The sequence below is a fragment of the Ectobacillus soli genome (assembly GCF_042610425.1).
In the GTDB taxonomy this organism is placed as follows: Bacteria; Bacillota; Bacilli; order Bacillales; family Bacillaceae_G; genus Ectobacillus.
Window position 1 is genome coordinate 204,916 of sequence record NZ_JBGJZM010000003.1, and the last position, 22,879, is coordinate 227,794.

Below are 22,879 nucleotides of genomic sequence, written 5' to 3' on the forward strand. Positions count from 1 at the left end.
AAGGAGATGAAATGATTATTACTTCGTTTTGATATAAAAATTATACAATTTGAATTTTCATCAGATTCGTGGTACCAATTTTTTCAATAGGAACACCAGCTGTAATGATAATGGTATCACCATTTGCAACAAGTGTGGCTTTTTTTGCTTCTTCCACTGCACGTTGTATCATTTCATCTGTGGATGCTACAGGTTTTGTTAGAATTGCGGTGACGCCCCATATCAGTGATAGTTGTCTTTGGACCACTTCATCTGAAGTTATAGCGATAATGGGTGCTTTCGGACGATATTTCGAAATCATTCTTGCTGTGTACCCGCTTTTCGTCGGGGAAAGTATGGCGTTTATATTGAGTGATAGAGCTGCATGCGATACGGATTGTCCGATGGCTTCTGTGACTTGGGGTGTACTTGAATCCATCCGATTTCTTTGCTGTCTGTCATAATCAAGAGACGACTCGGTAGAAATAGAAATTCGGTTCATCGTTTGAACAGATTCAACTGGATAGAGTCCCACCGCAGTTTCACCAGAGAGCATAATCGCATCACTACCATCAAGAACTGCATTTGCCACATCAGATGCTTCTGCCCGCGTTGGTCTAGGATTCTTTTGCATGGAGTCTAGCATTTGTGTAGCTACTATAACAGGTTTGCCGACAGCGTTACACTTTTGAATTAACATCTTCTGTATAAGTGGTACTTCTTCTGCGGGCATTTGGATACCCATATCTCCTCTAGCAACCATCAACCCGTCAGCAACGTCTAGAATAGAGTCGATATGCTGCACCCCTTGCTTATTTTCTATTTTTGGAATAACACGAATGTTAGGTGCCTGATGTTCTTGTAAAATATGCTTAATATTTAGAACATCTGAGGCATCTCGAATATAAGAAGCTGCAATGAAATCTACATGCTGAGAGATACCAAATAGAATGTCTTGCATATCTTTTTCCGTTACACCGGGAAGACGGATGTCTATATCTGGAACATTCATGCCTTTATGATCTTTCAAGATTCCGCCGTGAATGACGGTTGTTTGTAGTTCTTGGTTTCTCTTGTCAACTACTTCTAATTCTAATAATCCATCGTCGAGTAGAAGGCGGGAGCCGATTGCTACATCATCATATAGTCCTTCGTATGTAATAGAAAAATGCTCTGCTGTGCCTAGCACCTTAGTCATAGAAACAATAACAGTTGAACCATCCTCTAACCGCGCTTCGCCCCCAGCAAACTCGTGTGTTCGAATTTTTGGTCCTTTGATATCTAATAAAATGGCAACCGTAATTCCGGTTTGTAACGAAGCAAGACGGATCATTTCAATACGTGCACGATGCTCTTCATAAGTACCATGGGAAAAATTTAGACGTGCCACATTCATGCCAGCTTGGATCAACTCTTTCAATTTTTCTAAGCTGCTACTAGCTGGTCCAATCGTACAAACAATTTTGGTTTTACGCATACTCATCACTCCTTAGTATGGAATACGGTTAGTTTGGGACAAATACTGCGTAGCTATCCAAAAAAGGATAACGTTATAAAAAAAGGCGTCATATAGTGTCCCTTTTCAAAGGGGGTATTAGATATTAAATAAAGTTTGAATATACTGCTAGTGGGAAAATAATATTCTTTCCCAATTTCATGAGTTGTACTTTATTTCTAGTATGAAAGCATGTACATGCTTTAACTACTAGTAAGGAGGAGAAAAAATGGGCTTTTCAATGAAGTATGATGTGATTCCTCAGTATTTAACGTCACCTAGTTTACGAAGATCAGGCCTCTTAATTCAAAAAGTTGTATTTATTGTCGCGCACGATACAGGAAATACGAATTCAACTGCAGCAGAAAATGTAAGCTACTATGAAAGTTCTCGCAATGAAATAAGTGCCTCTGCTCATTTATTTGTAGATGATAAACAAATCATAGAATGTATTCCGGCTTTGACTAATGCACCGGAAAAAGCGTGGCATGTGCGCTATGAAGTAACGGGTGATAATGAGCGCTTTGGTGTGGATGCAAATGATGCAGCAATTGGAGTGGAACTTTGCTTTTCAGATAATGGGTCAATCGATAACGAGGAGGCTTACAAGCGTTACGTGTGGGTTCTTGCATATATCTGCTATCGATTTGGGTTAGACCCTAGCACTAGTATTATAGGACATGAAGAACTTGACCCGTCGAGAAGAGAGGATCCGTCGAACGCATTGCGGTATACAGGACGTACTTTTTCTAATTTAGTACAAGACGTTGTGAATGAATTTAACGCATCAAGCGAAGGCGATAGTCCCGAACCAGTACCGCAGCCATCTCCAAATGGAATAGGAATTGCCACGGTTTTAGTTGATTCATTAAATGTTCGCACCGAGCCGAGCTTAAATGGCTCCATTGTGAAAGTGGTGAATAAGGGAGGAGCCTATATCGTATATAGCGAACAAAATGGCTGGTATAACGTAGGTGGAAATGAGTGGATTAGTGCAAAGCCTCAATACGTTACGTTTACACCTAATGGACAAACTATTCCACCTCCAGCACAGGTTACTTCCGGCATTGCCACAATCCTTGCTGATGCGTTAAATGTTCGTTCAGCCCCTAGCATAAATGGTAGTATCGTGAAGGTTGTATATAAAGGAGAAGCCTATCAAGTATATTATGAACAAAACGGTTGGTACAACGTAGGAGGAAATGAATGGATCAGTGCTAATAGCGCCTATGTTTCATTCGTTCCTAGTGGTACGAGTGCATCTCAACCCAATGTGACTGGGATAGCAACGATTCTTGTCCGTAATCTTAATGTACGAGCAACGCCAAATATGACAGGAAGAATTGTTAAAACAGTGAAAAAGGGAGAAAAGTATATTGTATTTAGTGAGCAAAATGGCTGGTACAACGTAGGAGGAAATGAATGGATTAATGCAAATCCGAGATATGTTAGCTTTCAGTCAAATTAAACGAGAAAGATGCGCCTTTGGTGCATCTTTCTCGTTTTAAAGATGGACATTCATTTGTGAAATCATTCACAAATGTGTCACATCTAAGAGTGTAATTACTTTGCTTCAAATAGTATGCTTATAATGAAACTTGTTATATCAAAAGTCTTGTCCCTTATGAATGGAATGGAGGAGATTCAGATGACTCAATTGATAGAAAAAGTACAAGATGCTTGGCAAAACTTTAAAGGTGCAACTTGGAAACGTGAAATTAATGTCCGTGATTTTATATTACAAAATATGAATGGCTACAACGGGGATGAATCATTCCTAACAGAAGCTACCGATGCAACGAAAACGTTGTGGGCGCAAGTATTGGGGCTTACTCAATTAGAAAGACTAAGTGAAGGCGTCTTAAATATGGATACTGAGATCGTATCAACGATTATCTCGCATAAACCTGGTTATTTAAATAAGGAATTAGAAACGATTGTTGGATTTCAAACTGATGAACCATGTAAGCGCTCTCTCCAACCGTTTGGCGGTATTCGTATGGCAGAGCAAGCATGCGAATCATATGGCTTTAAAGTGAGAGAGGATATAAGTCAAATTTTTCGAGATTGGCGAAAGACTCATAATCAAGGCGTATTTGATGTATATACAGCTGAAATGAAGGCAGCGCGAAAATCAGCTATTATTACAGGATTACCAGATGCGTATGGACGTGGACGTATTATCGGTGATTATCGCCGCGTTGCATTGTATGGTGTAGATCGTCTGATGGAAGAGAAGAAAAATGATTTCGAAAATACATCGAAAACAATGAGTGAGGAAGTTATTCGTCTTCGCGAGGAAATAGCTGAACAGTATCGGGCTCTGTCAGAACTTAAGAAAATGGCAGCTTCCTATGGATTTGATATTTCAAAACCTGCGACTACTGCTCGTGAGGCTTTTCAATGGCTATACTTTGCGTATCTTGCTGCTATTAAAGAGCAAAACGGGGCTGCTATGAGCTTAGGACGTACGTCAACATTCCTTGATATCTATGTAGAACGTGATTTACAAAACGGAACATTAACAGAAGAAGCAGCACAAGAGCTAGTCGATCATTTCATTATGAAGCTTCGTCTTGTGAAATTTGCAAGAACACCCGATTATAATGAACTATTTTCAGGTGATCCAACTTGGGTTACAGAATCCATTGGCGGTGTTGCTTTAGATGGACGTCCACTTGTTACGAAAAACTCATTCCGTTTTCTCCATACATTAACGAACTTAGGACCTGCTCCGGAACCTAACTTGACGGTGCTTTGGTCTACAAAATTACCGCAAGCATTTAAAAACTATTGTGCTCAGATGTCCATCAAGACATCAGCCATCCAGTATGAAAATGATGATGTAATGCGTGCTGAATATGGTGATGATTACGGGATTGCCTGCTGCGTATCCGCTATGCGAATTGGAAAGCAAATGCAATTTTTCGGGGCACGTGCGAATTTAGCGAAAGCACTTTTATATGCCATTAATGGTGGGAAAGATGAAAAACTAAAACAACAAATTGGACCAGAATATGCACCGATTACGGCAGAAGTACTGCAATACGAAGAGGTAATGAAGAAGTTTGACACGATGATGGATTGGCTAGCAGAATTATATATCAACACATTAAATGTTATTCATTACATGCACGATAAATATAGCTATGAACGGATTGAAATGGCTCTACATGACACAGACATTATTCGCACAATGGCAACAGGAATTGCAGGTCTATCTGTTGTAGCAGATTCTCTAAGTGCGATTAAATATGCAAAAGTGATGCCAATTCGCGACGAGAATGGCATTGCTGTGGATTTTGCAATTGAAGGAGAATTTCCTAAATACGGTAATAATGATGATCGTGTGGATAGTATTGCAATTGATATCGTAGAGCGCTTTATGAAGAAGCTTCGTAAACAAAAGACATATCGAGACTCTGTTCCAACCATGTCGATTTTGACCATTACGTCAAATGTTGTATATGGTAAAAAAACAGGAAATACTCCTGATGGTCGTCGTATGGGTGAAGCATTTGCACCAGGTGCAAATCCAATGCATGGCCGAGATACGAAGGGCGCACTGGCATCCTTACTTTCCGTTGCCAAGCTTCCTTATCATCATGCCTTGGACGGAATATCCAATACATTTTCAATTATTCCTAAGGCACTTGGAAAAGAAGAAAGTACGCAAATTGAAAATCTAGTAACCATGTTAGATGGTTATGCAAGAAAAGAAGGTCATCACTTAAATGTTAATGTATTTAATAGAGAAACACTTCTTGATGCCATGGATCATCCAGAAAAATATCCACAGCTAACGATACGTGTATCTGGCTATGCAGTTAACTTTATTAAATTAACACGCGAACAGCAAATAGAAGTAATCAATCGTACAATGCACGAATCCATGTAACGAAAGGGGCGTATATGATGAAAGGGCGCATTCATTCTATAGAATCATGCGGTACCGTTGATGGTCCAGGCATACGCTATGTGATTTTTCTGCAAGGATGTTTGCTGCGCTGTCAATATTGCCATAATGCCGATACATGGGAAATAGGAGCCGGTAAAGAAATATCTGTGGAAGAAATAATTGAAGATGTGAAATGTTATTTACCATTCCTAACGAAAGGCGGCATAACCGTTAGCGGTGGGGAGCCCCTTTTGCAGCTGGATTTCTTAATAGAGTTATTTAAACAATGTAAGGGGCTCGGCATCCATACAGCGATTGATACTTCCGGTGGATGCTATAGTGAAGAGATGCCATTTCAAGAAAAGCTCGGAGAATTAATGAACTATACCGATTTATTGTTACTTGACATTAAACACATTGATTCCCGTAGCCATCGTAAGCTTACGGGAAAACCAAATGAACATATCTTATCCTTTGCTCGTTATTTGTCACAGAGAAGAAAGCCTGTATGGATTCGGCATGTCCTCGTCCCTACGATTACGGATGGTGAAGAAAATCTGCGTAATCTAGCTACTTTTCTCACAACCCTAACAAATATAAAGAAGGTTGAGGTATTGCCATATCATAAACTTGGCGTATATAAGTGGAAAGCACTAGGTTTATCGTACCCACTAAACGGAATTGAACCACCTTCAGAAGAATGTGTTACTCGTGCGAGAAAAATTCTAACAGAAAACCTAATTCTTTTGAATTAGGTTTTTCTTGTGAGGAAGAATGCAGGCTGTGAAACTAGCTTGCCTGCTTTTCTTATGGAGAAGAGAAGTAGAATGGAGTATACTAAACAAGGTATTCTATATTTGTAAACGGAATAATAATTTTCTTTGCAAAGATGTAAAATTTATGGAAGTTGTTTTTAATGTTGCTTTTCTTCATGACATTAAAAACAGAAAGAGCTAGGAGTGAATTTGTTTGAGCAATAACCCCAAAGTGTTAATTTTTACTGCGCACTATGGTAACGGACATGCGCAGGTAGCAAAAACACTTGAACAGGCGTTTCATCAGAGAGGAATAAAACAAGTCATTGTGCGTGATTTATTTACAGAATCACACCCTGTTCTTACCGATATTACAAAATATCTATACTTAAAAAGTTATACAATTGGGAAGGATTTATACCGATTGTTTTATTACGGAGTAGAAAAGATTTATAATAAAAAATTTGCAAGATGGTATGCAAACTTTGGAAAAAGACGGCTTACTTCTATATTACATACTGAAAAGCCGGATATTATCATTAATACATTTCCTATTATCGCGGTTCCAGAATTAAAAAAGAAATCCGGTATAGACACTCCTGTTTATAATGTGTTAACCGATTTCTGCCTTCATAAAATTTGGGTACATCCATACGTGGATCATTATTTTGTCGCAACTGAATATGTAAAGGAATTGATTACAAATATAGGAATACCTCGTGAACAAATTACTACTACTGGGATACCAATCCGGCAAAACTTTGAAACTCTTACAGTACATCATAATTATTATGAAAAGTACGGGTTAAACCCATCCAAAAAAACATTGCTTATTTTGGCGGGGGCACATGGTGTCTTAGGGAACGTGAAGGAATTGTGTGAGCTATTTATGAAAGTGGATAATTTGCAGGTTGTTGTTATCTGCGGAAAAAATGAAGAATTGCGGAATGAGATTCAGCAATTGCAAGGAGATTCCATTAATGTTTTCGGATACGTGGAGCAAATTGACGAACTATTTCGTATTTCAACCTGTTTGATTACAAAGCCAGGTGGCATTACGCTAAGTGAGGTCGCTTCGTTGCAGGTTCCTGTTGTACTTTATCATCCAGTACCAGGACAAGAAAATGAAAATGCGGATTATTTTGAAGAAATGGGAGCAGCCGTAGTCGTTCGTGAAGAAGAAGATGTGTTTTTAAAAACAAATCAATTGCTAAAGGATGATTGGAAACTTGAGAAAATGCGCGATGCATTACGAAAGATCCACAATCCACAGGCAGCAATACAAGTTGTTTCTACTATCTTAGAAAAGCAAACACAACAACATATGGTGCTCGAACCGGTTAGATAAAAACCAGTATTCATTCAAAAGGCATCTTTTCCTTGCTAGGAAGAGATGCTTTTTGAATTGATTTCTTTTAGAAAGTTGCTCAGGTTATCCACAATTAATTCATGTCTAATTCATTAAAATCTCCCACTATTAACAATAATATCCACATTATCCACATAGTTTTAAATGATATCCACAATAAATCAGTAAATGATAATTTATATATCAAAATATATGTAGATAACTGTGAAGTTATTCACATTTTTTGTAAAAATTGTGGAAAAGAATATGAGAATGTGCATAACAAAAAAATGATACAAGGGGTAATCTCCTCGTATCATCTCGATCATAAGAAAAGGTTTCGTTTCCAGTACTAATAAATACCACCCGGCTTAAATCCAGCTTCTCGGTCGGCACGTTTAAATTCACGTTGATACAATACCTCTTGTGCAGCCGATAACTTATTTCTCATCTTTTCACGTTTCTTCTTATCCATTATGAATCACCTCAAGTAATTGGAATCATTATGTATCGTTTCCAATAGAGAGGTGTCATATACATTTAAGCTTCTTTTAAATGATGGGTTGTATCCATCAATACACTTTCACGCAATGTGTGTAGCGTGTATTGGTCCTTGGAAATTTCATATAAATCGAATGTATCTTCAGTTGCATTAATTTGCTCATAAACAGACTTTCTCGTTTCATTAGCAAGCGTGACGTACGGTAGTTTTTGTGCAGCCTTAATAGAACGTGTATTTACTTTCCGAATTCTCATAAAAATTGTTTCCATATTGAGCTCGTAAAAAACTTCATGGAAAAAAGAGTCTTTTGCCAATTTATTATATCCTTTGCCATGATAAGGCTGGCCAATCCATGTTCCTAAAAATCCAGCACCCTGTGCAATATCATATAATGTAATAGTGCCAATAGGATTGCCCCATTCATCCAAAATTGTTCTTGAAATAAGCTCCCCGCGGTCTTCTTCTTCAATCATTTGTTTTGTGACAAAGAGAAACTCCTCGTAGGAAGATACTTTATGACGAACAAAAGGAAAGACACTTGGGTGTACCATCAAATCATAAAGTGTAGAGCAGTCGTGTAGGTCACGTTTTTTTAACATTCTATATCCTCCTTTAATGAGGGTAGAAAGCTCACAAAAGTAAACCCACCCTCGAAATTTTTTAATGTTGCTTGAAAAAATTTCGGGGTGGGAATCGAACCCACTAGAACCAGTCTATCATACTGGTGGCGCACCATTTGCCTTCCCCATTGATCAATTGTAAAAATTGATTATGGTTGTATTTTCTTGTAATTTCATAATACTTTATCTTGTTAAAAAAATAAACTAGTTTATATTAATATTTTTGTAAATTATTTGACCATTTACCATCGTTATTGTGGGCTTTGCTAAGTAGTGAAATGGATGATGAGACCAAAGGACAATATCAGCATCCTTGCCTATTTCTAAGCTTCCAATTCGGTGATCCTGCTTTAGATTTCTAGCAGGATTAATGGTAATGGCACGGAGTGCATTGTCTTCCGATAAGCCCTCACGAACAGCAATAGCAGCGCATAAATTTAAGTATTGAATGGGTGTGTACGGATGGTCCGTCGTGATTGAAATATCAACTCCGACCTCATCTAGTTTAGCATATGTGCTCCATGACTTGTTTTTTAACTCCACTTTGGATTTTCTTGTGAACGTTGGGCCAACGCTTACTTGTAAGTTTCGTCCAGCCAGTTCTTCTGCAATTAGATGTCCTTCGGTACAGTGTTCAATACGTAAATCCAAATTAAATTCATCAGCTAACCGAATGGCAGTTAGAATGTCGTCTGCGCGGTGTGCATGAATGCGAACCGGAATTTCACGATTGAGAGCTTGTAAAATAGGCTTGATTCGAAAATCCGTTGATCTACCATATTGCTGTGCTTCGTAGAAGGTTTCGCGCAGCATACCCATAATACCCATTCTTGTAATGGATGCATCGCTTCCATTACTATGAACGCGTTTCGGATTTTCTCCGAGTGCAATTTTTAATCCGGCTGGCTCCTCGATGACCATATTTGAGATGTTTTTACCTGCAGTTTTCATCACACAGGTTGTTCCACCAATGACGTTTTGGCTTCCTGGCATAACGTGAACGGTAGTAATTCCATGTTTTATTGCATCATGAAATGCAATATCAAGCGGATATATGCCGTCAATCGAACGAATATGGGGAGTTAAGGCTTCGATTGTATCATTTGCATCATTTCCTGCCCAGCCTGTTCCTTCATCATATAAACCGAGATGCGTATGCACATCGATAAAGCCAGGAAACAAATACATGCCCATTCCATCAATAATTTGCATATCGCTGCTTGGTGTAATAGTGGGTTGAATTGCACGGATTTTACCATTTTCTACAAGAAGATCTCCATGTAATTTTTGTGCAGTGATGGGAAAAATAGTTGCGTTTTGGAATAATATTTTCATCGTAAACCCCTTAGCTACTTTAAAATTGTAGACAATGCTTCCTCAAGATTAGGATAAGTAAATGTAAACCCATGTTGCATGACTTTCTCTGGTAGTACACGCTGCCCTTCTAAAACAAGTATACTCATTTCACCAAGAATTAGTTTTAGTGCGAAGGATGGAACAGGAGTCCAGTGGGGTCGTTTCATTACTTTCCCAATTACCTTTCCAAATTCCTTCATCGTGAGGGGCTTAGGTGCCGTTACATTGATTGGCCCTTTTATTTGTTCATTTTCTAGGGCGAATACAATCATACGTGCAACGTCCTCTACATGAATCCATGAAACCCATTGCTTTCCAGATCCTATCGTTCCACCAGCAAAGAGACGGTAGGGAAGTGTCATACTCGGCAGAGCTCCTCCGTTGCCAAGAACGATTCCAAACCGAGTGAATACCGTGCGCATACCTAGATTCTCTGCCTGTTTTGCTTCCGCTTCCCATTTATCAACTGTCGTCGCTAGAAAGTCGTTACCTGCGTTACGATTATTCTCAGTAAAGGTTTCGGTAAGTGAGGTACCATAATACCCAATTGCGCTTGCGTTAATAAATACATGTGGCCGATTGCTTTGCTTGGAAAGCTGCTGCAAAAGTGCTTGTGTCGTAGTAACGCGACTACTTACAATTTGTTGTTTCTTTGTTTCTGTCCAGCGACCGCTATTAATTGGTTCACCAGCTAAATTGATGACAGCATCGACATATGGAATAGGCAATGTTTCATTTGTTGCTTGCCATTTTATATAGTATATATTAGATTGTTCTGTTGCTCTACTACTTCTTGTTAGGACGTATAGTGTATGTCCTTTGCTTGTCAAAAGTGAGCAAAGGGCTTTTCCAATGAAACCAGTGCCGCCAGAAATTAATATGTTCATGGCTATCACTCCCTATTATATATATGTTGATTCGTTGAAATTGAGATACGTGTGCTACAATAATTTAGAGTGAAGTTACAATGGGATAACCAAATTTAATATCCCAATTACGAGGTGAGCCAAATGGCTATGATTACAAAAATTCAAGTACAAAAATCATCGAAAGAGCGTTATAACATTTACATAGACAGGGGACATGGCGAAGAATTTGGCTTTGGTGTGGATGAGAGCACGCTTATCAAGCATGGACTTAAAAAGGGAATGGAAATAGATGAGCTAGCACTTGCCGATATTCTCTATGATGAAGAAGTACGCAAATGTTATTTACAGGCAATCGTATTTCTATCCTATCAAATGCGTACCAAACATGAGATAGAACAATATTTACGTAAGAAAGAGCTCGGCATGGCTGTAGTGCAGGAGGCGATCAACAAACTGCAGCAAGAAGGGTACGTGAATGATCAAGAATACGCCCTTGCTTACGTTCGAACGCAATGTAACGTTGGGAAGAAAGGGCCGATTGTCATTCGGCGAGAACTAGCTGAAAAAGGTGTTATGCAAGATGTTATTACTTCTAGTTTACATGAATACCCGGAGGATAAGCAAATTGAAAGTGCGGTTGCCTTATGTGAAAAAAAGCGGAAAACATTGAAGCAATTATCTGCCTTTCAAACGAAAAAAAAGCTTGAGGAAATGCTGATGAGAAAAGGATATCCATCTTCCATCATTGCCATTGTCACCAATGAGCAAGAAGAGCAAGACGACCGAGCAGAGTGGACAGCAGCTATGAAGCAAGGCAGAAAATTATTTGAAAAGTATAAAGATGATGATATGACAGGAAAAATAAAGATCAAGCAAAGCTTATACAGAAAAGGATTTAAGCTTGATTTAATTGAGCAAATCATTCAAGAGCTTTCGGAGGAATAACCTTTGTTAGTGTAGTACAATTATACCATTATCGGATTTTAAATTGCCTAACTTGGAGGAAAATCATATGGAAAAACGGTATAGTGAATTCTCGTACCATGAATTACAGGAAGAAATGGGAAAGTTGAAAGAAAAAGCGGTAAAAGCGGAACAGATGGGTATGATTAACGAGTACGAGGTGTTAATGCGTAAAATGGCAATGGCAAAGGCCTATACGATGGATCCCACTGAATTTGATGTGGGCGGCGTCTATGAAATTACAGACGAACCAGGTGTTCACTTTACAATTACATATTTTAAAGGTGTATTTGCATGGGGCTACCGTGAGGGTAAGCAAGAACAAGAAGAAGAGGCATTGCCAATTTCATTATTAAAAAAACCAGAGAAATAATTTTCTCTGGTTTTTGGTCCAATTAAAACTGCCGTTTTTTACACTCAGCTGCTAAAATAATCAAGGATTGTGTTTGCTGTGTTTGCCCATTGACTTGGGATTTAGCTCGTTTTGGACGGGTCCAGTTGTGACGAAATAGTTCAGAGCGTGGATCTAACCCATTGCGATAGCTCATGCGTAAGTCACCTCTTTGCTTTAATGTTAATCTTTATCTGCGCGCATACGTTCCTGAGGATGCGTTGCAATCGTACCATCAGGTCGTTTGGAAGAAAAACGTGCTTTTGCCTTTGGCGGACCGTCGATTTTACTGTTATTTTTCTTTTTAGAATATACTTCATTTTGCTTACCCAAGGAAAACCCCTCCTTAAGTTCTTTGATACGATGTATCAAGATTAGGATGTGCGGGAGCGTTAAGAACTATGTAAGTAATAGGGTGACAAACTTTGGCAAAGGAGCGTTGGCATGAATGATATTATAGAAAAACTGACCGTCCTTCTTATGGAAAAAAACGAAAAACTCTCATACGCACAAGGCCGAATATGGGTAGAATTGCTGTGGGGAGATTTTGAAGCTACCTATGCGCGGGCAGGCGTATATAACGGAGAAGAAATAACGGAAAAAATTGTGACGACATGGATTGAGAATCATGGGGCTCATCTTCATGAAATCGTTTCTAATAACCCGAAGTATAAGCATTTACTTAATCGGGATGATTATACAAAGCATTAATAGGCTGATTAAGTCATCTTCTTAACCAGCCTATTTTTAATCATACGAATATTAATCCGGTAATACATCCAACTTTTTACGTAGTTTTTCTTCGCTGAAAATCCATCCTGTATAGGAGCTCATGATGTTTAATTGTTTATCTAGCTGTACAATTGCAACAAACGGGTAATAGTTTTTACTGCGATACCGTAGATCAATAAACCTTACTTCGTAGCAATTAGTAAATTCGAATATATCCCAACGATAAACTGGAGAAAAGGAAAGAAAGGCTGAAATATTTGCATCCTTTCGTGCTGCTTGTATAATGTCAGTGTCAGGAAGAGGAACTCGTTCAAATTTGTCAAAGAGCAGAATATTACCGCGGTGAATGTGAGCTACATAATAGTACTGATCTGTTACAATGGCAAGATGATAGTGATAAAATCGCATTGTTGGTGAAATAATGACTTTTTCTACCTTATGAAATCTCTTCTTTACAATATTTTCAATATGTGTTCGCATCACAATGCGAACGATGTAATAGATAGCCATTGCAATGTAGGAAATGAGCGCTGACATTCCTTTATTTACACCGGCGGAAATGAAGGCAATTGCAATGACATGAATAAAGAAGATAACGGCATCAAATGTATTGATTACACCAAGAGCAAGCCATTTTCGTGTAAATGGTCGAAGTGCTTGTGTACCATAAGCATTAAATATATCCACAAACACGTGGAGAAATACAGCGAGAAATGACCAAAGTAGAAGATGATATAGGGAAACGTCTGAAAAACTAAAATGGACAAATAGTCCTACTAATAAAGACCAGAGAAGTACAAATGGAATGGAATGTGTAATCCCTCGATGATTACGGATATATTTCGCATTGTTTTGTAACTTCAAAACGGTGTCAATATCGGGAATATTTGAACCTACAATAGTTGCGAGCATAACTGCTTGCGGACCCAATGTAGTTTGCCCGATAACTGGATCAAGGGTGGCAAGTCCGCCTAATGTAATTCCCATTGCTAAATGAGTGGCTGTATCCACAAAATAACCTCCAATGAACCCAATTTTTAAAAACCGAAAGTATAGGTGTGTACAAAAAACCAAAGTTAGCCGTCTCTCTTTATTATAATAGTATTTAAATACAAAAACGAATGTTTTAAGTAGGAGGATCATTTTGCACGAGCATCTTGAAATGTTAGCCGAATTTAATAAAGAACAATTTCGAAATGATTTAATACAATGGTTTGAAACGGAGCAACGCGATTTACCTTGGCGAGAAAATAAAAATCCGTACCGAGTATGGGTTTCGGAAATTATGCTACAACAAACGCGCGTTGAAGCGGTAAAGCCGTACTATAACAATTTTATGAAGCAGTTCCCTACATTAGAAACGTTAGCAAATGCGGATGAAGAGAAGGTGCTAAAAGCGTGGGAAGGTCTCGGATATTATTCGCGAGTACGAAATCTACACGCTGCTGTGAAAGAAGTACAGACTCACTATAATGGTATTGTTCCAAACACAGCAGAGGAAATCGGTAAGCTAAAAGGGGTTGGCCCTTATACGCAAGGTGCCATTTTAAGCATTGCTTATGATGTTCCTGAGCCGGCTGTGGACGGAAATGTAATGCGTGTAATGTCTCGAATATTATCCATATGGGATGATATTGCTAAGCCTAAAACGCGAAAGCTCTTTGAAGCAATTATTCGAGAAGTAATATCCCACGAGAATCCATCCTATTTCAACCAAGGATTGATGGAGCTTGGAGCACTTATTTGTATTCCAAAAAATCCGTCCTGCTTGTTATGCCCCGTGAGGGCCCATTGCCGTGCATTTCACGAAGGAGTGCAGCAAGAGCTTCCTGTTAAAAGTAAAGCAAAGGAGCCGAAAGCAGTTCCAATTGTAGCAGGAATCGTTGTCGATAAAGAGGGAAGATATGTAATACACAAACGTCCGAGCTCAGGTTTGCTTGCAAATATGTGGGAATTTCCAAACATCGAGTTGCAAGAAGGAATAAGTAATCCTAAGCAACAGCTATCCTATTACTTGAAAGAAAAGTTTAGTATCAATGCAGACATAACGGAGTATGTAACGAACGTCTCCCATACATTTTCCCATCGCATCTGGGATATTACTGTCTATAAGGGAATGGTCTCCAATGTGAAAGAATCGGATACGCTAAGGCTGATTGACAAAGCAGACTTTTCTCAGTATACATTTTCCCAGTCTCATAAAAAAATGTATGAACAACTCGTTCTTACCGAATAGAACGGAAAGGCGTACCTCATATAAGAGAAGTACGCCTTTAATCATAGGAAACGTCTGTTCCGTGTGACCAATCAGCTTCATTTCGATGTAAGCCACCCCGATCTTTTATTTCCTTCACAATTTCTTTATAAATGGTCTGGCCCTCTGCATTTAAATAGGGTAGCATTTGCTGTAAGGAATGATGGAAATAGGTTAATTCTTCTTTATCCCATTTTTGCTTTGCAATCATAGATAGTTGTGTCATATCTCTTCCTACATACACGTTATATCGCCTCCTACCGCTTCCTTATCTTGCATAAATTGTCCGATTGTTATTCTTTACATCACCTAAATTTCCTAATTTTTTTTCGGATATTTGAAAAGGGAGTTGGTTACATTATCTTATGTGGAGGTGATAATGATGAATAACAACCAACCAAACAAAGTAGCATCTGGTGCCAGCATTCAAAAAACAAAACAACAAATTGCTAACTACGGGACAGAGTTTTCAACTGAAACTGATGTTCAAGAAGTGAAAAGTTTAAATTCAAAAGCTGAAGCAAGCAAATCAAAAGCTTCAGGAAAATATCAAAATCCACAGCAATAATGAAAACAGCACTCCTCTTCCATGGGAGTGCTGTTTTACATATATTTACTTTGTGTTTATCTTAGATGTCAGACTTTTGTTTTAAAATGTTCCTCTAACCGTTATAATAGGAGAAAACGCTACTTACGAGTAGTCTATTGTGATGAAGGAAGGGAGAAGCATGTGCATTCCCAAGGAAGGTGAAAAGGTACAAATACATAGTTATAAGCATGACGGAAACATTCATAGAATATGGGAAGAAACGACTATTTTAAAGTCAACAAAGGGAGTTATTATTGGAGCAAATGATCGAACATTTGTGACAGAATCAGATGGACGAACATGGGTAACAAGAGAACCAGCTGTTTGTTATTTTCATGGGAGCCATTGGTTTAATATAATCGGGATGTTGAGACAAGACGGGATCTATTATTATTGTAATTTAAGCTCACCTTTTGCCTATGATGCTGAGGCACTAAAGTATATTGATTATGATTTAGATATTAAGGTATATCCAGATATGACGTATGTTTTACTTGACGAGGATGAATATGAAATGCATCGTAAGCAGATGCAATATCCGGAAGCGATTCATACCAAACTTAAGCAAAATATGAATATTCTCATCCAATGGATTCACCAAAGAAAAGGCCCTTTTGCCCCAGATTTTGTTGATATTTGGTACGAGCGCTATTTAATGTATAGAGATTAGAGGCCTGCTGATCATATTCAGCAGGTTTCTTACCGCATAGGGGGAATGGTTGTTTGAACAGTATAAAACGATATTTACAGTTCGTTAAACCATATAAAGGGAAGATATTCGTAACGATTGTGATTGGAGTAATTAAGTTTGGTATTCCTTTGATTATACCATTTCTTTTAAAGTATTTAATTGATGATGTGATACATAGTAAGGATTCCATCCTGGTGCAAACGAATCACTTATTTATCGCCATGGGCATTGCCTTATTCATATTTGCCGTGCTAAGGCCACCAATAGAATATTATCGTCAATATTACGCACAACAGATTGGAAATCTAGTGTTGTATGATGTGAGAAAGCATTTGTTTGCACATTTACAAAAGCTAAGTTTACGATTTTATTCCAATACGAAAACAGGGGAAGTCATTTCACGTGTCATTAATGATGTAGAGCAGACAAAGGATTTTGTTATTACCGGTTTGATGAATGTATGGTTAGATATTGCTACGATTGGAATTGCAATAGCAGTTATGTTTTCTTTAAACGGAAAGCTTACCTTTATTTCACTGCTCGTTTTACCTATTTTCATGGTATCTGTAAAGTATTTTTTTGCCCGGCTACGTAAATTGACGCGAGCGCGCTCCCAAGCACTAGCAACGATGCAGGGTTATTTACATGAGCGAATTCAAGGAATTCAAGTCACTCGTAGCTTCGCTTTAGAGGAATATGAAAAAGAGCAGTTTGCAGGGAAGAATGGAGATTTTTTAAATAGAGCGTTGAAGCATACGAATTGGAATGCTAAGACGTTTGCATCTGTTAATACGTTAACGGATTTAGGTCCACTTATCGTAATTGGATTTGCCGCTTATTTAGTTATTCAAGGACAGCTTTCATTAGGATCGATGGTAGCCTTTGTAGGGTATATGGATAGTTTGTATAATCCGCTTCGTCGTCTTGTAAATTCATCAACTACACTGACTCAATCGCTTGCATCGATGGACCGGGTATTTGAGCTTTTTGATAAAACCTATGATGTGGAGAATAAACCGGATGCAAAGGTACGAAATAAGATGGAGGGGAAACTTTCCTTTGAAGATGTTTCATTTCGATATAATGAAAAAGATGCAGAAGTGTTACAACAAATCAATCTCACTATACAATCTGGTGAGAAGGTAGCGCTTGTTGGGCTAAGCGGTGGGGGAAAGTCATCGCTCGTCAGTTTAATTCCGCGTTTTTATGATGTAACGGATGGTGCTATTAAAATTGATGATATAGATGTAAGGGATTATGATTTAACTTGCTTACGAGGCCACATTGGTATTGTACTTCAGGATAATTTATTATTTAGTGATACGATTCGTTCCAATATTTTATATGGACGGCCAGAAGCTTCAGAGGAAGAAATTATTGAAGCAGCAAAAGCAGCACATGCGCATGAGTTCATTTTAAATCTTCCAAATGGATATGACACAATAGTTGGAGAACGTGGAATGAAGCTCTCAGGTGGACAGCGTCAGCGCATTGCTATTGCCCGTGTTTTCTTGAAAGATCCGTCTATGATTATACTAGATGAAGCAACATCTGCTCTGGATTTAGAAAATGAAAAATACATTCAAGAGTCACTTCAAGCGCTAACAACAGATCGAACTACGATTATTATTGCGCACCGTCTGTCAACGATCACACATGTTGATAAAATTGTTTATATAGAAGACGGAGAAATTAAAGAAATGGGAACCCATGATGAGTTGATGAATAAGCATGGATATTATTATAATTTATATCATATTCAAAATTTAGAATCGGTTTCTCCATAAATAAAAATCCCCCTGCTACTAGTAAGTAGCAGGGGGATTTTTAAATTCAGAATCATTCTGTAGATTCTGATGGATCTGCTTGTAGTTTCGTTGGAATAACCTCACGGAAGTGGCTTGCCACATCGTCTAACAAGGCAGAAACAATACTTACTTCTTCGTATTGTTCATGCTCGGTTAATACACGAATGTAATCAAGTAGCATTTCCGTAACGCCAGCTTTACCTTTTTCAGTAAGAGGTTGCATTGTTACCTTTGCACCTTTTGCAATACGATTTTGGAGCGCTTCGTCTGTTAGGCCCATTTCTGGTTGGTGACGAAGGTAGATAACGCCTCCAGTCATACCAGCGCAAATCCATGGACCTGGATCTCCCATTACAAGACCGCGTCCATTGGTCATATACTCAAATGCAAAGCCTTTAATATTGGCATGTACGGCAATATTTCCATATTCATGAGCTGGTAGTGGTTCGTGTAAGCGTCCGCCTACAATGATATCAGCTCCAGAAAGACGAATTCCTGCACGGGCATCCGCATTTCCTTGTACGTAAAGGGATCCTTTTTGTGCACCGTAGCCAAAACCTTTCCCAACAGAGCCATTATAAAACTTACCGTCTTTGCCTCTTGCCTTCATAATGTAAATGCCACCGCCAAGAGCTGTTTTACCGACTCCGTCTTGGCCACCGCCACTCACGTGAATGAAGATATTCTCGCTGTTGTATGCACCTAATCCGTTACCTGGAATAGATCCATTATATTTTAACGTAATTGGTTCAAGGTCAGGTGTACCTGCTAATTTCGAGCGAACACGGTAGCATGATTCCAGACTACCCATTACCCGTTGATCGACACCTACGGCTACGAGCTCTTTCGATTGAACAGCATATGGTACTGCATTTTCTTCTTTTACTTCAGGAAGATTTGGCGTGTATTGTTCTACATCTACAGCCAACATATTGGATAAATCCAATTGTTGTAAGCCACGAGCTTGGACAAGCAAGTCTGAACGACCTACAATTTCTTGTAAATTCGTATAGCCCAATTGACCAGTAAGACGTTTCAGTTCTTCGCCAAATGTAGAGAATAGTTGCGTTAATCCATCTACTGCAAGATCTAATTGTCTTGGTACAAAGCGACGAAGACCATGTTCTTTCGCTTGTGCTTCAGATTCGATTTGCGTTGCAATTCCGACGTGACATGTATCAAGATGACAGCCACGGCAAGTTGTACAGCCGATTGAAATCATGGAAAGTGTACCAAAGCCGATTCGGTTTGCACCTAGAAGAATAAGCTTTAATGCATCTGCTGCGCTTTTCATACCGCCGTCAGCCCAAATTTCTATTTTGTCACGCATTCCAGCTTCCAATAATGCATGATGTGCAGCCTTTACGCCGATTTCAATTGGCAATCCAACATGTTGAAGGGCGTGAATTCTGGCAGCACCTGTACCGCCATCAAAACCACTAATACCGATATAGTCAGCCCCAGCTTTTGCGACCCCAACGGCAATTGTACCGATATTTGGAACAACTGGAACTTTGACACTCACTTTTGCATGATTGTTAGCCGTTTTAATTTCCGTAACCATTTGGGCTAAGTCTTCAATTGAGTAAATGTCATGGTTGTTAGAAGGTGAAATTAAGTCGGAACCGATTGTTGCATTCCGTGCTTCAGCAATTTTTGCTGTTACCTTCGAACCAGGTAAGTGACCACCTTCACCAGGCTTTGCACCTTGCCCAATTTTAATTTCAATTAAGTTGGAAGAATTAAGTAGTTCAGCTGTAACACCGAAACGACCAGAAGCCACTTGTTGACCACGTGTCTTCGGATATTTACCAACCATATCTTTAATTTCGCCGCCTTCGCCGTTTAAGCTGATCATATTCAAACGGTCTGCAGCTTCAGCATATGCGCGGAAGGCAACTTCATTTTGAGATCCAAAGGACATGCTACTAATAATAAATGGCAGGTCGTGTTCTCCTACACGAATGCTAACCTGTTCAGATTGTACAGGTTGTGCAGCTGGTTTAAAGTCTAATACGTGACGAATCGAGATTGGCGTTTTTTGTTCTACTTCATTTAATTTTTCGCGATATTCGTCATAGCCATTGCCTCTTGCAACTTCGCCAATTGCTTTCCAAATACGAGGGAAGACGTGGAATGTTTTTCTCATTCTAGTTCCTTCCGTTGCATAATCAGCAGCACGTTTGATTGCATCTTCTTTTAGAAGTTCAAAGTTAAATGCAGTCTTTTCGGAACCAAGGAAGTTGACAATATTGAGAACATCTGCGATTTCTTTGTTTAAGCCGATGGCAGAGAAGAGACGTCCATAGCCGCGTAATTCATGAATACCAAGTGTACTAATAACTTTCTCAAGTCCTTTATTTAGGGCGTTATATAAATTCACGCAAGGCTTACTGTTTTCATCACTTACAGTTGCAAACATTAAATATGGACTAATCGCATCTGCACCTAAACCATATACAGTTACGAAATCATGTAAAGAGCGAATGGCACCTGAACGTAGCAGGATTGAACATTGTCTCCGCAAGTGTTCGTGTACAAGAGTTTGTTGCAATTTTCCGATGACAAGATGTGGATCAAGCCATAGATTTCCGTCTTTATGTGCAGCATCATCATCTACAATAAGAAGGGTAACACCTTTTCTCACAGCAGTAACAGCTTCATCAGCTAAACGTTGCAAAGCGTCTGCAATTGTTTCATCTTCTGTAAACGTTGCAGACATCTTGTATACAGTGTCATGCAGTGCAAAAAGATGAACGAGTTCTTCATACGTAATTTGTCCTGTTTCTTCTGCAACCATTTGGCCATTTTCGCCTTCTAGTAATACAGGAGAACGTAGTTCAACAATAAATGGTTTTTCTTGTTTTTCATGTAAAGAAGGACGTTTCCCGATAATTGTACGTGTTGAGAAATGTTCAATTTCACGGTCACGGTCAATCGCAGGGTTCGTTACGACTGCTACACTTTCTTTAATAAAGTCTGCGATATTTCTTCTCTCTCCATCTAATGCAGCAAGAGGGCCATCATGACCTAAAGAGCGAATTGGCTCAACACCTTTTTCTGCCATTTGTTCCATGAGTTGAATATTTTCACGGTCCCAACCAAAAGCAGCGTATTGGCGGTCTTCCACTTTTTCGTTAGAAGCAGCCTCATCAGTAAGAGTTGGTTTTGGTGGAGTCATATTCTTACGGTAGCCACTTGCGTTTATGCGATTACGTAATAGCTTATATACTTCTTCTTGGTAAGAAGCATACTCGTAAACTACCATATCGTCTGAATCGTTCCATCTTAAGCCAACCTTTTCACCAGGTGCTAATGCTTTCGGTTCTGCAATATATTCGCTTGGCGATACAACACCCGGTTCTGATGCGAATACGAAAGATGTTTCGGTTTGTACCATCCAAAGAGGACGAAGACCTAATGCATCAACACTGAAAACTGCTTCATCTTTATAGCGAGAAATAATCCCAGCAGGACCTTGTGCAAAATGTCCCCAGCCTTCCCGGATATATGCATATAAATCTTGTAGTTCTTCTTTATAATGTTTTATCTCATTAACAATTGGAGGGAAAAGAACGTCAAGTGCTTCAAACAAACTGTAGTCATAACGAGCAAGTAACGTTTCAATTGTTCGGTTTAAATCTTGTGAATCACTACCGCCTAACGTAAGCGGTACACTCATCATTTCTGCTTGATCACGAAGCTTTGCAATCGTATTAATTTCACCGTTATGACCTAACACACTAAATGGTTGTACCCGGAAAAAGTTAGAAAGTGTATTAGTTGAATAACGATTGTGTCCAAGAGCCATTGTAGAAGCAATGAGAGGATTAGTTAAATCATTATAATATGCTACAAGAGTATCCCCAGCTCCAAGTACTTTATAAACTGCATGATGTGCACTTAAGGAAGCTACATGAACTGCTTCGTTTTCTTCCAATAATATAGTTAAATTAAATAATTGCAGTTCAATATGTCCTTCTTCTTCAGTAGGAAGAAGAGCAATTTGCCAAAAAACAGGCTCTTCTGCTTTTGCAAGTGGACCAAGTGCATCCGTGTTTGTTACTGCATCCGTTTCATAAACAAGCTGAAAGCCAGCTTTCGTGAAGGAATCTTTAATTTCTGTACGAAGAGCCAGTGTGTCTACTTTCTTACTCAAAAAAAGATGTCCGACAATAAAATCAGGGCGGTCCACAAGAGAAGCTGAAATCTCTTTACGTGTTAGCTTTTCTTTCCATAGTTCTTTAGGTAGGTCAATGTGAATACCAATACCATCGCCTTCACCGTTAATAAACCCGGCACGATGATTCATCTTTACTAATGAATCTATACATAAATCAATATTTGCTTTAGTAGGACGGCGCTTTTTTTCCATAACAGAAACGATGCCGCAAGCATCATGCTCCGCTTGACGGAAATCGCGAAAAAGGGCTGGAGTCCAATTATTTGTTAAATTGTTGGCCATGGGGCCAGTCACCTCCACTCAAAGTTGGGAAATATAACTATTCGAAATTATTAGACTTTTTTGAACGTATAATGTCTAATTATAAAGAAAAAACGAAGGTTTTAACAAGTAAAATATAATAAGTTCGTTTCTTCATTTTTCATGGTATGAATAATTATACTATT

The 22,879-nt window shown here is 38.8% G+C and carries 20 protein-coding genes and 1 pseudogene; 11 read left to right on the forward strand and 10 right to left on the reverse strand.

Going from position 1 to position 22,879, the window contains the following annotated elements; genetic code table 11:
* Positions 1-43: 43 nt before the first annotated feature.
* Positions 44-1,456: pseudogene (pyk, locus tag ACAN53_RS15500) on the reverse strand (pyruvate kinase); the annotation flags it as partial.
* Positions 1,457-1,703: 247 nt separating this feature from the next.
* Here pyk and ACAN53_RS15505 point away from each other — a divergent pair.
* The 4 genes from ACAN53_RS15505 to ACAN53_RS15520 all read left to right on the forward strand — a co-directional run bounded on the left by ACAN53_RS15505 (position 1,704) and on the right by ACAN53_RS15520 (position 7,475).
* Positions 1,704-2,942: an SH3 domain-containing protein gene (locus ACAN53_RS15505; protein ID WP_379971063.1), complete on the forward strand. Its 1,239-nt coding sequence runs from the start codon at positions 1,704-1,706 to the stop codon at positions 2,940-2,942.
* A 180-nt stretch (positions 2,943-3,122) separates the two neighbouring features.
* Positions 3,123-5,372, forward strand: coding sequence for a formate C-acetyltransferase (pflB, locus tag ACAN53_RS15510; RefSeq protein ID WP_379971064.1), 2,250 nt, complete (start codon positions 3,123-3,125; stop codon positions 5,370-5,372).
* 14 nt (positions 5,373-5,386) lie between these two features.
* On the forward strand, positions 5,387-6,127 hold the full coding sequence (gene pflA / locus ACAN53_RS15515; protein ID WP_379971065.1) for a pyruvate formate-lyase-activating protein: 741 nt from the start codon (positions 5,387-5,389) through the stop codon (positions 6,125-6,127).
* A 214-nt stretch (positions 6,128-6,341) separates the two neighbouring features.
* Positions 6,342-7,475: a diglucosyl diacylglycerol synthase gene (locus ACAN53_RS15520; RefSeq protein WP_379971066.1), complete on the forward strand. Its 1,134-nt coding sequence runs from the start codon at positions 6,342-6,344 to the stop codon at positions 7,473-7,475.
* 352 nt (positions 7,476-7,827) lie between these two features.
* Here the strand turns inward: ACAN53_RS15520 and ACAN53_RS15525 are convergent, their stop codons facing one another.
* From ACAN53_RS15525 to ACAN53_RS15540, 4 genes are all read right to left on the reverse strand, one after another.
* Positions 7,828-7,950, reverse strand: a complete 123-nt coding sequence (locus ACAN53_RS15525) for a YfhE family protein (RefSeq protein ID WP_379971067.1) — start codon at positions 7,948-7,950, stop codon at positions 7,828-7,830.
* 65 nt (positions 7,951-8,015) lie between these two features.
* Positions 8,016-8,576: a GNAT family N-acetyltransferase gene (locus ACAN53_RS15530; RefSeq protein WP_379971069.1), complete on the reverse strand. Its 561-nt coding sequence runs from the start codon at positions 8,574-8,576 to the stop codon at positions 8,016-8,018.
* A gap of 225 nt (positions 8,577-8,801) precedes the next feature.
* Complete coding sequence (locus ACAN53_RS15535) at positions 8,802-9,932, reverse strand: amidohydrolase (protein ID WP_379971070.1); 1,131 nt, start codon at positions 9,930-9,932, stop codon at positions 8,802-8,804.
* 14 nt (positions 9,933-9,946) lie between these two features.
* A complete protein-coding gene (locus ACAN53_RS15540) occupies positions 9,947-10,840 on the reverse strand; it encodes a TIGR01777 family oxidoreductase (RefSeq protein ID WP_379971071.1) in 894 nt (297 codons plus the stop codon).
* Between the two features lie 123 nt (positions 10,841-10,963).
* Between ACAN53_RS15540 and recX the strand changes: the two genes are divergently transcribed.
* Entirely contained in the window at positions 10,964-11,767 is an 804-nt protein-coding gene (recX, locus tag ACAN53_RS15545) for a recombination regulator RecX (RefSeq protein ID WP_379971072.1), read from the forward strand.
* A gap of 67 nt (positions 11,768-11,834) precedes the next feature.
* Entirely contained in the window at positions 11,835-12,158 is a 324-nt protein-coding gene (locus ACAN53_RS15550; RefSeq protein WP_379971073.1) for a YfhH family protein, read from the forward strand.
* Between the two features lie 22 nt (positions 12,159-12,180).
* Here ACAN53_RS15550 and ACAN53_RS15555 read toward each other — a convergent pair whose 3' ends face one another.
* A complete protein-coding gene (locus ACAN53_RS15555) occupies positions 12,181-12,333 on the reverse strand; it encodes a YpzG family protein (protein WP_379971074.1) in 153 nt (50 codons plus the stop codon).
* A gap of 26 nt (positions 12,334-12,359) precedes the next feature.
* Entirely contained in the window at positions 12,360-12,509 is a 150-nt protein-coding gene (gene sspK / locus ACAN53_RS15560) for a small, acid-soluble spore protein K (RefSeq protein ID WP_379971075.1), read from the reverse strand.
* 111 nt (positions 12,510-12,620) lie between these two features.
* Here sspK and ACAN53_RS15565 point away from each other — a divergent pair, with 111 nt between their 5' ends.
* Positions 12,621-12,887: a YfhJ family protein gene (locus ACAN53_RS15565; protein ID WP_379971076.1), complete on the forward strand. Its 267-nt coding sequence runs from the start codon at positions 12,621-12,623 to the stop codon at positions 12,885-12,887.
* A 51-nt stretch (positions 12,888-12,938) separates the two neighbouring features.
* On the opposite strand, the gene ACAN53_RS15570 is transcribed toward ACAN53_RS15565, so the two are convergent.
* The gene (locus ACAN53_RS15570) at positions 12,939-13,919 is read right to left on the reverse strand and encodes a metal-dependent hydrolase (RefSeq protein ID WP_379971077.1); all 981 of its coding nucleotides are present in this window, start codon (positions 13,917-13,919) and stop codon (positions 12,939-12,941) included.
* A gap of 151 nt (positions 13,920-14,070) precedes the next feature.
* Between ACAN53_RS15570 and mutY the strand changes: the two genes are divergently transcribed.
* Entirely contained in the window at positions 14,071-15,144 is a 1,074-nt protein-coding gene (gene mutY, locus ACAN53_RS15575; RefSeq protein WP_379971103.1) for an A/G-specific adenine glycosylase, read from the forward strand.
* Positions 15,145-15,181: 37 nt separating this feature from the next.
* Here the strand turns inward: mutY and ACAN53_RS15580 are convergent, their stop codons facing one another.
* Positions 15,182-15,406, reverse strand: coding sequence for a hypothetical protein (locus ACAN53_RS15580; RefSeq protein WP_379971078.1), 225 nt, complete (start codon positions 15,404-15,406; stop codon positions 15,182-15,184).
* A 138-nt stretch (positions 15,407-15,544) separates the two neighbouring features.
* Here ACAN53_RS15580 and ACAN53_RS15585 point away from each other — a divergent pair, with 138 nt between their 5' ends.
* The 3 genes from ACAN53_RS15585 to ACAN53_RS15595 all read left to right on the forward strand — a co-directional run bounded on the left by ACAN53_RS15585 (position 15,545) and on the right by ACAN53_RS15595 (position 18,229).
* Entirely contained in the window at positions 15,545-15,730 is a 186-nt protein-coding gene (locus ACAN53_RS15585; protein ID WP_379971079.1) for a gamma-type small acid-soluble spore protein, read from the forward strand.
* A gap of 160 nt (positions 15,731-15,890) precedes the next feature.
* Complete coding sequence (gene ntdP / locus ACAN53_RS15590; protein WP_379971080.1) at positions 15,891-16,421, forward strand: nucleoside tri-diphosphate phosphatase; 531 nt, start codon at positions 15,891-15,893, stop codon at positions 16,419-16,421.
* A 53-nt stretch (positions 16,422-16,474) separates the two neighbouring features.
* Positions 16,475-18,229: an ABC transporter ATP-binding protein gene (locus ACAN53_RS15595; RefSeq protein ID WP_379971081.1), complete on the forward strand. Its 1,755-nt coding sequence runs from the start codon at positions 16,475-16,477 to the stop codon at positions 18,227-18,229.
* 52 nt (positions 18,230-18,281) lie between these two features.
* On the opposite strand, the gene ACAN53_RS15600 is transcribed toward ACAN53_RS15595, so the two are convergent.
* Positions 18,282-22,715 carry a glutamate synthase-related protein gene (locus ACAN53_RS15600; protein ID WP_379971082.1) on the reverse strand — a complete coding sequence of 1,478 codons (4,434 nt, stop codon included), beginning with the start codon at positions 22,713-22,715 and terminating at the stop codon, positions 18,282-18,284.
* Positions 22,716-22,879: the final 164 nt, after the last annotated feature.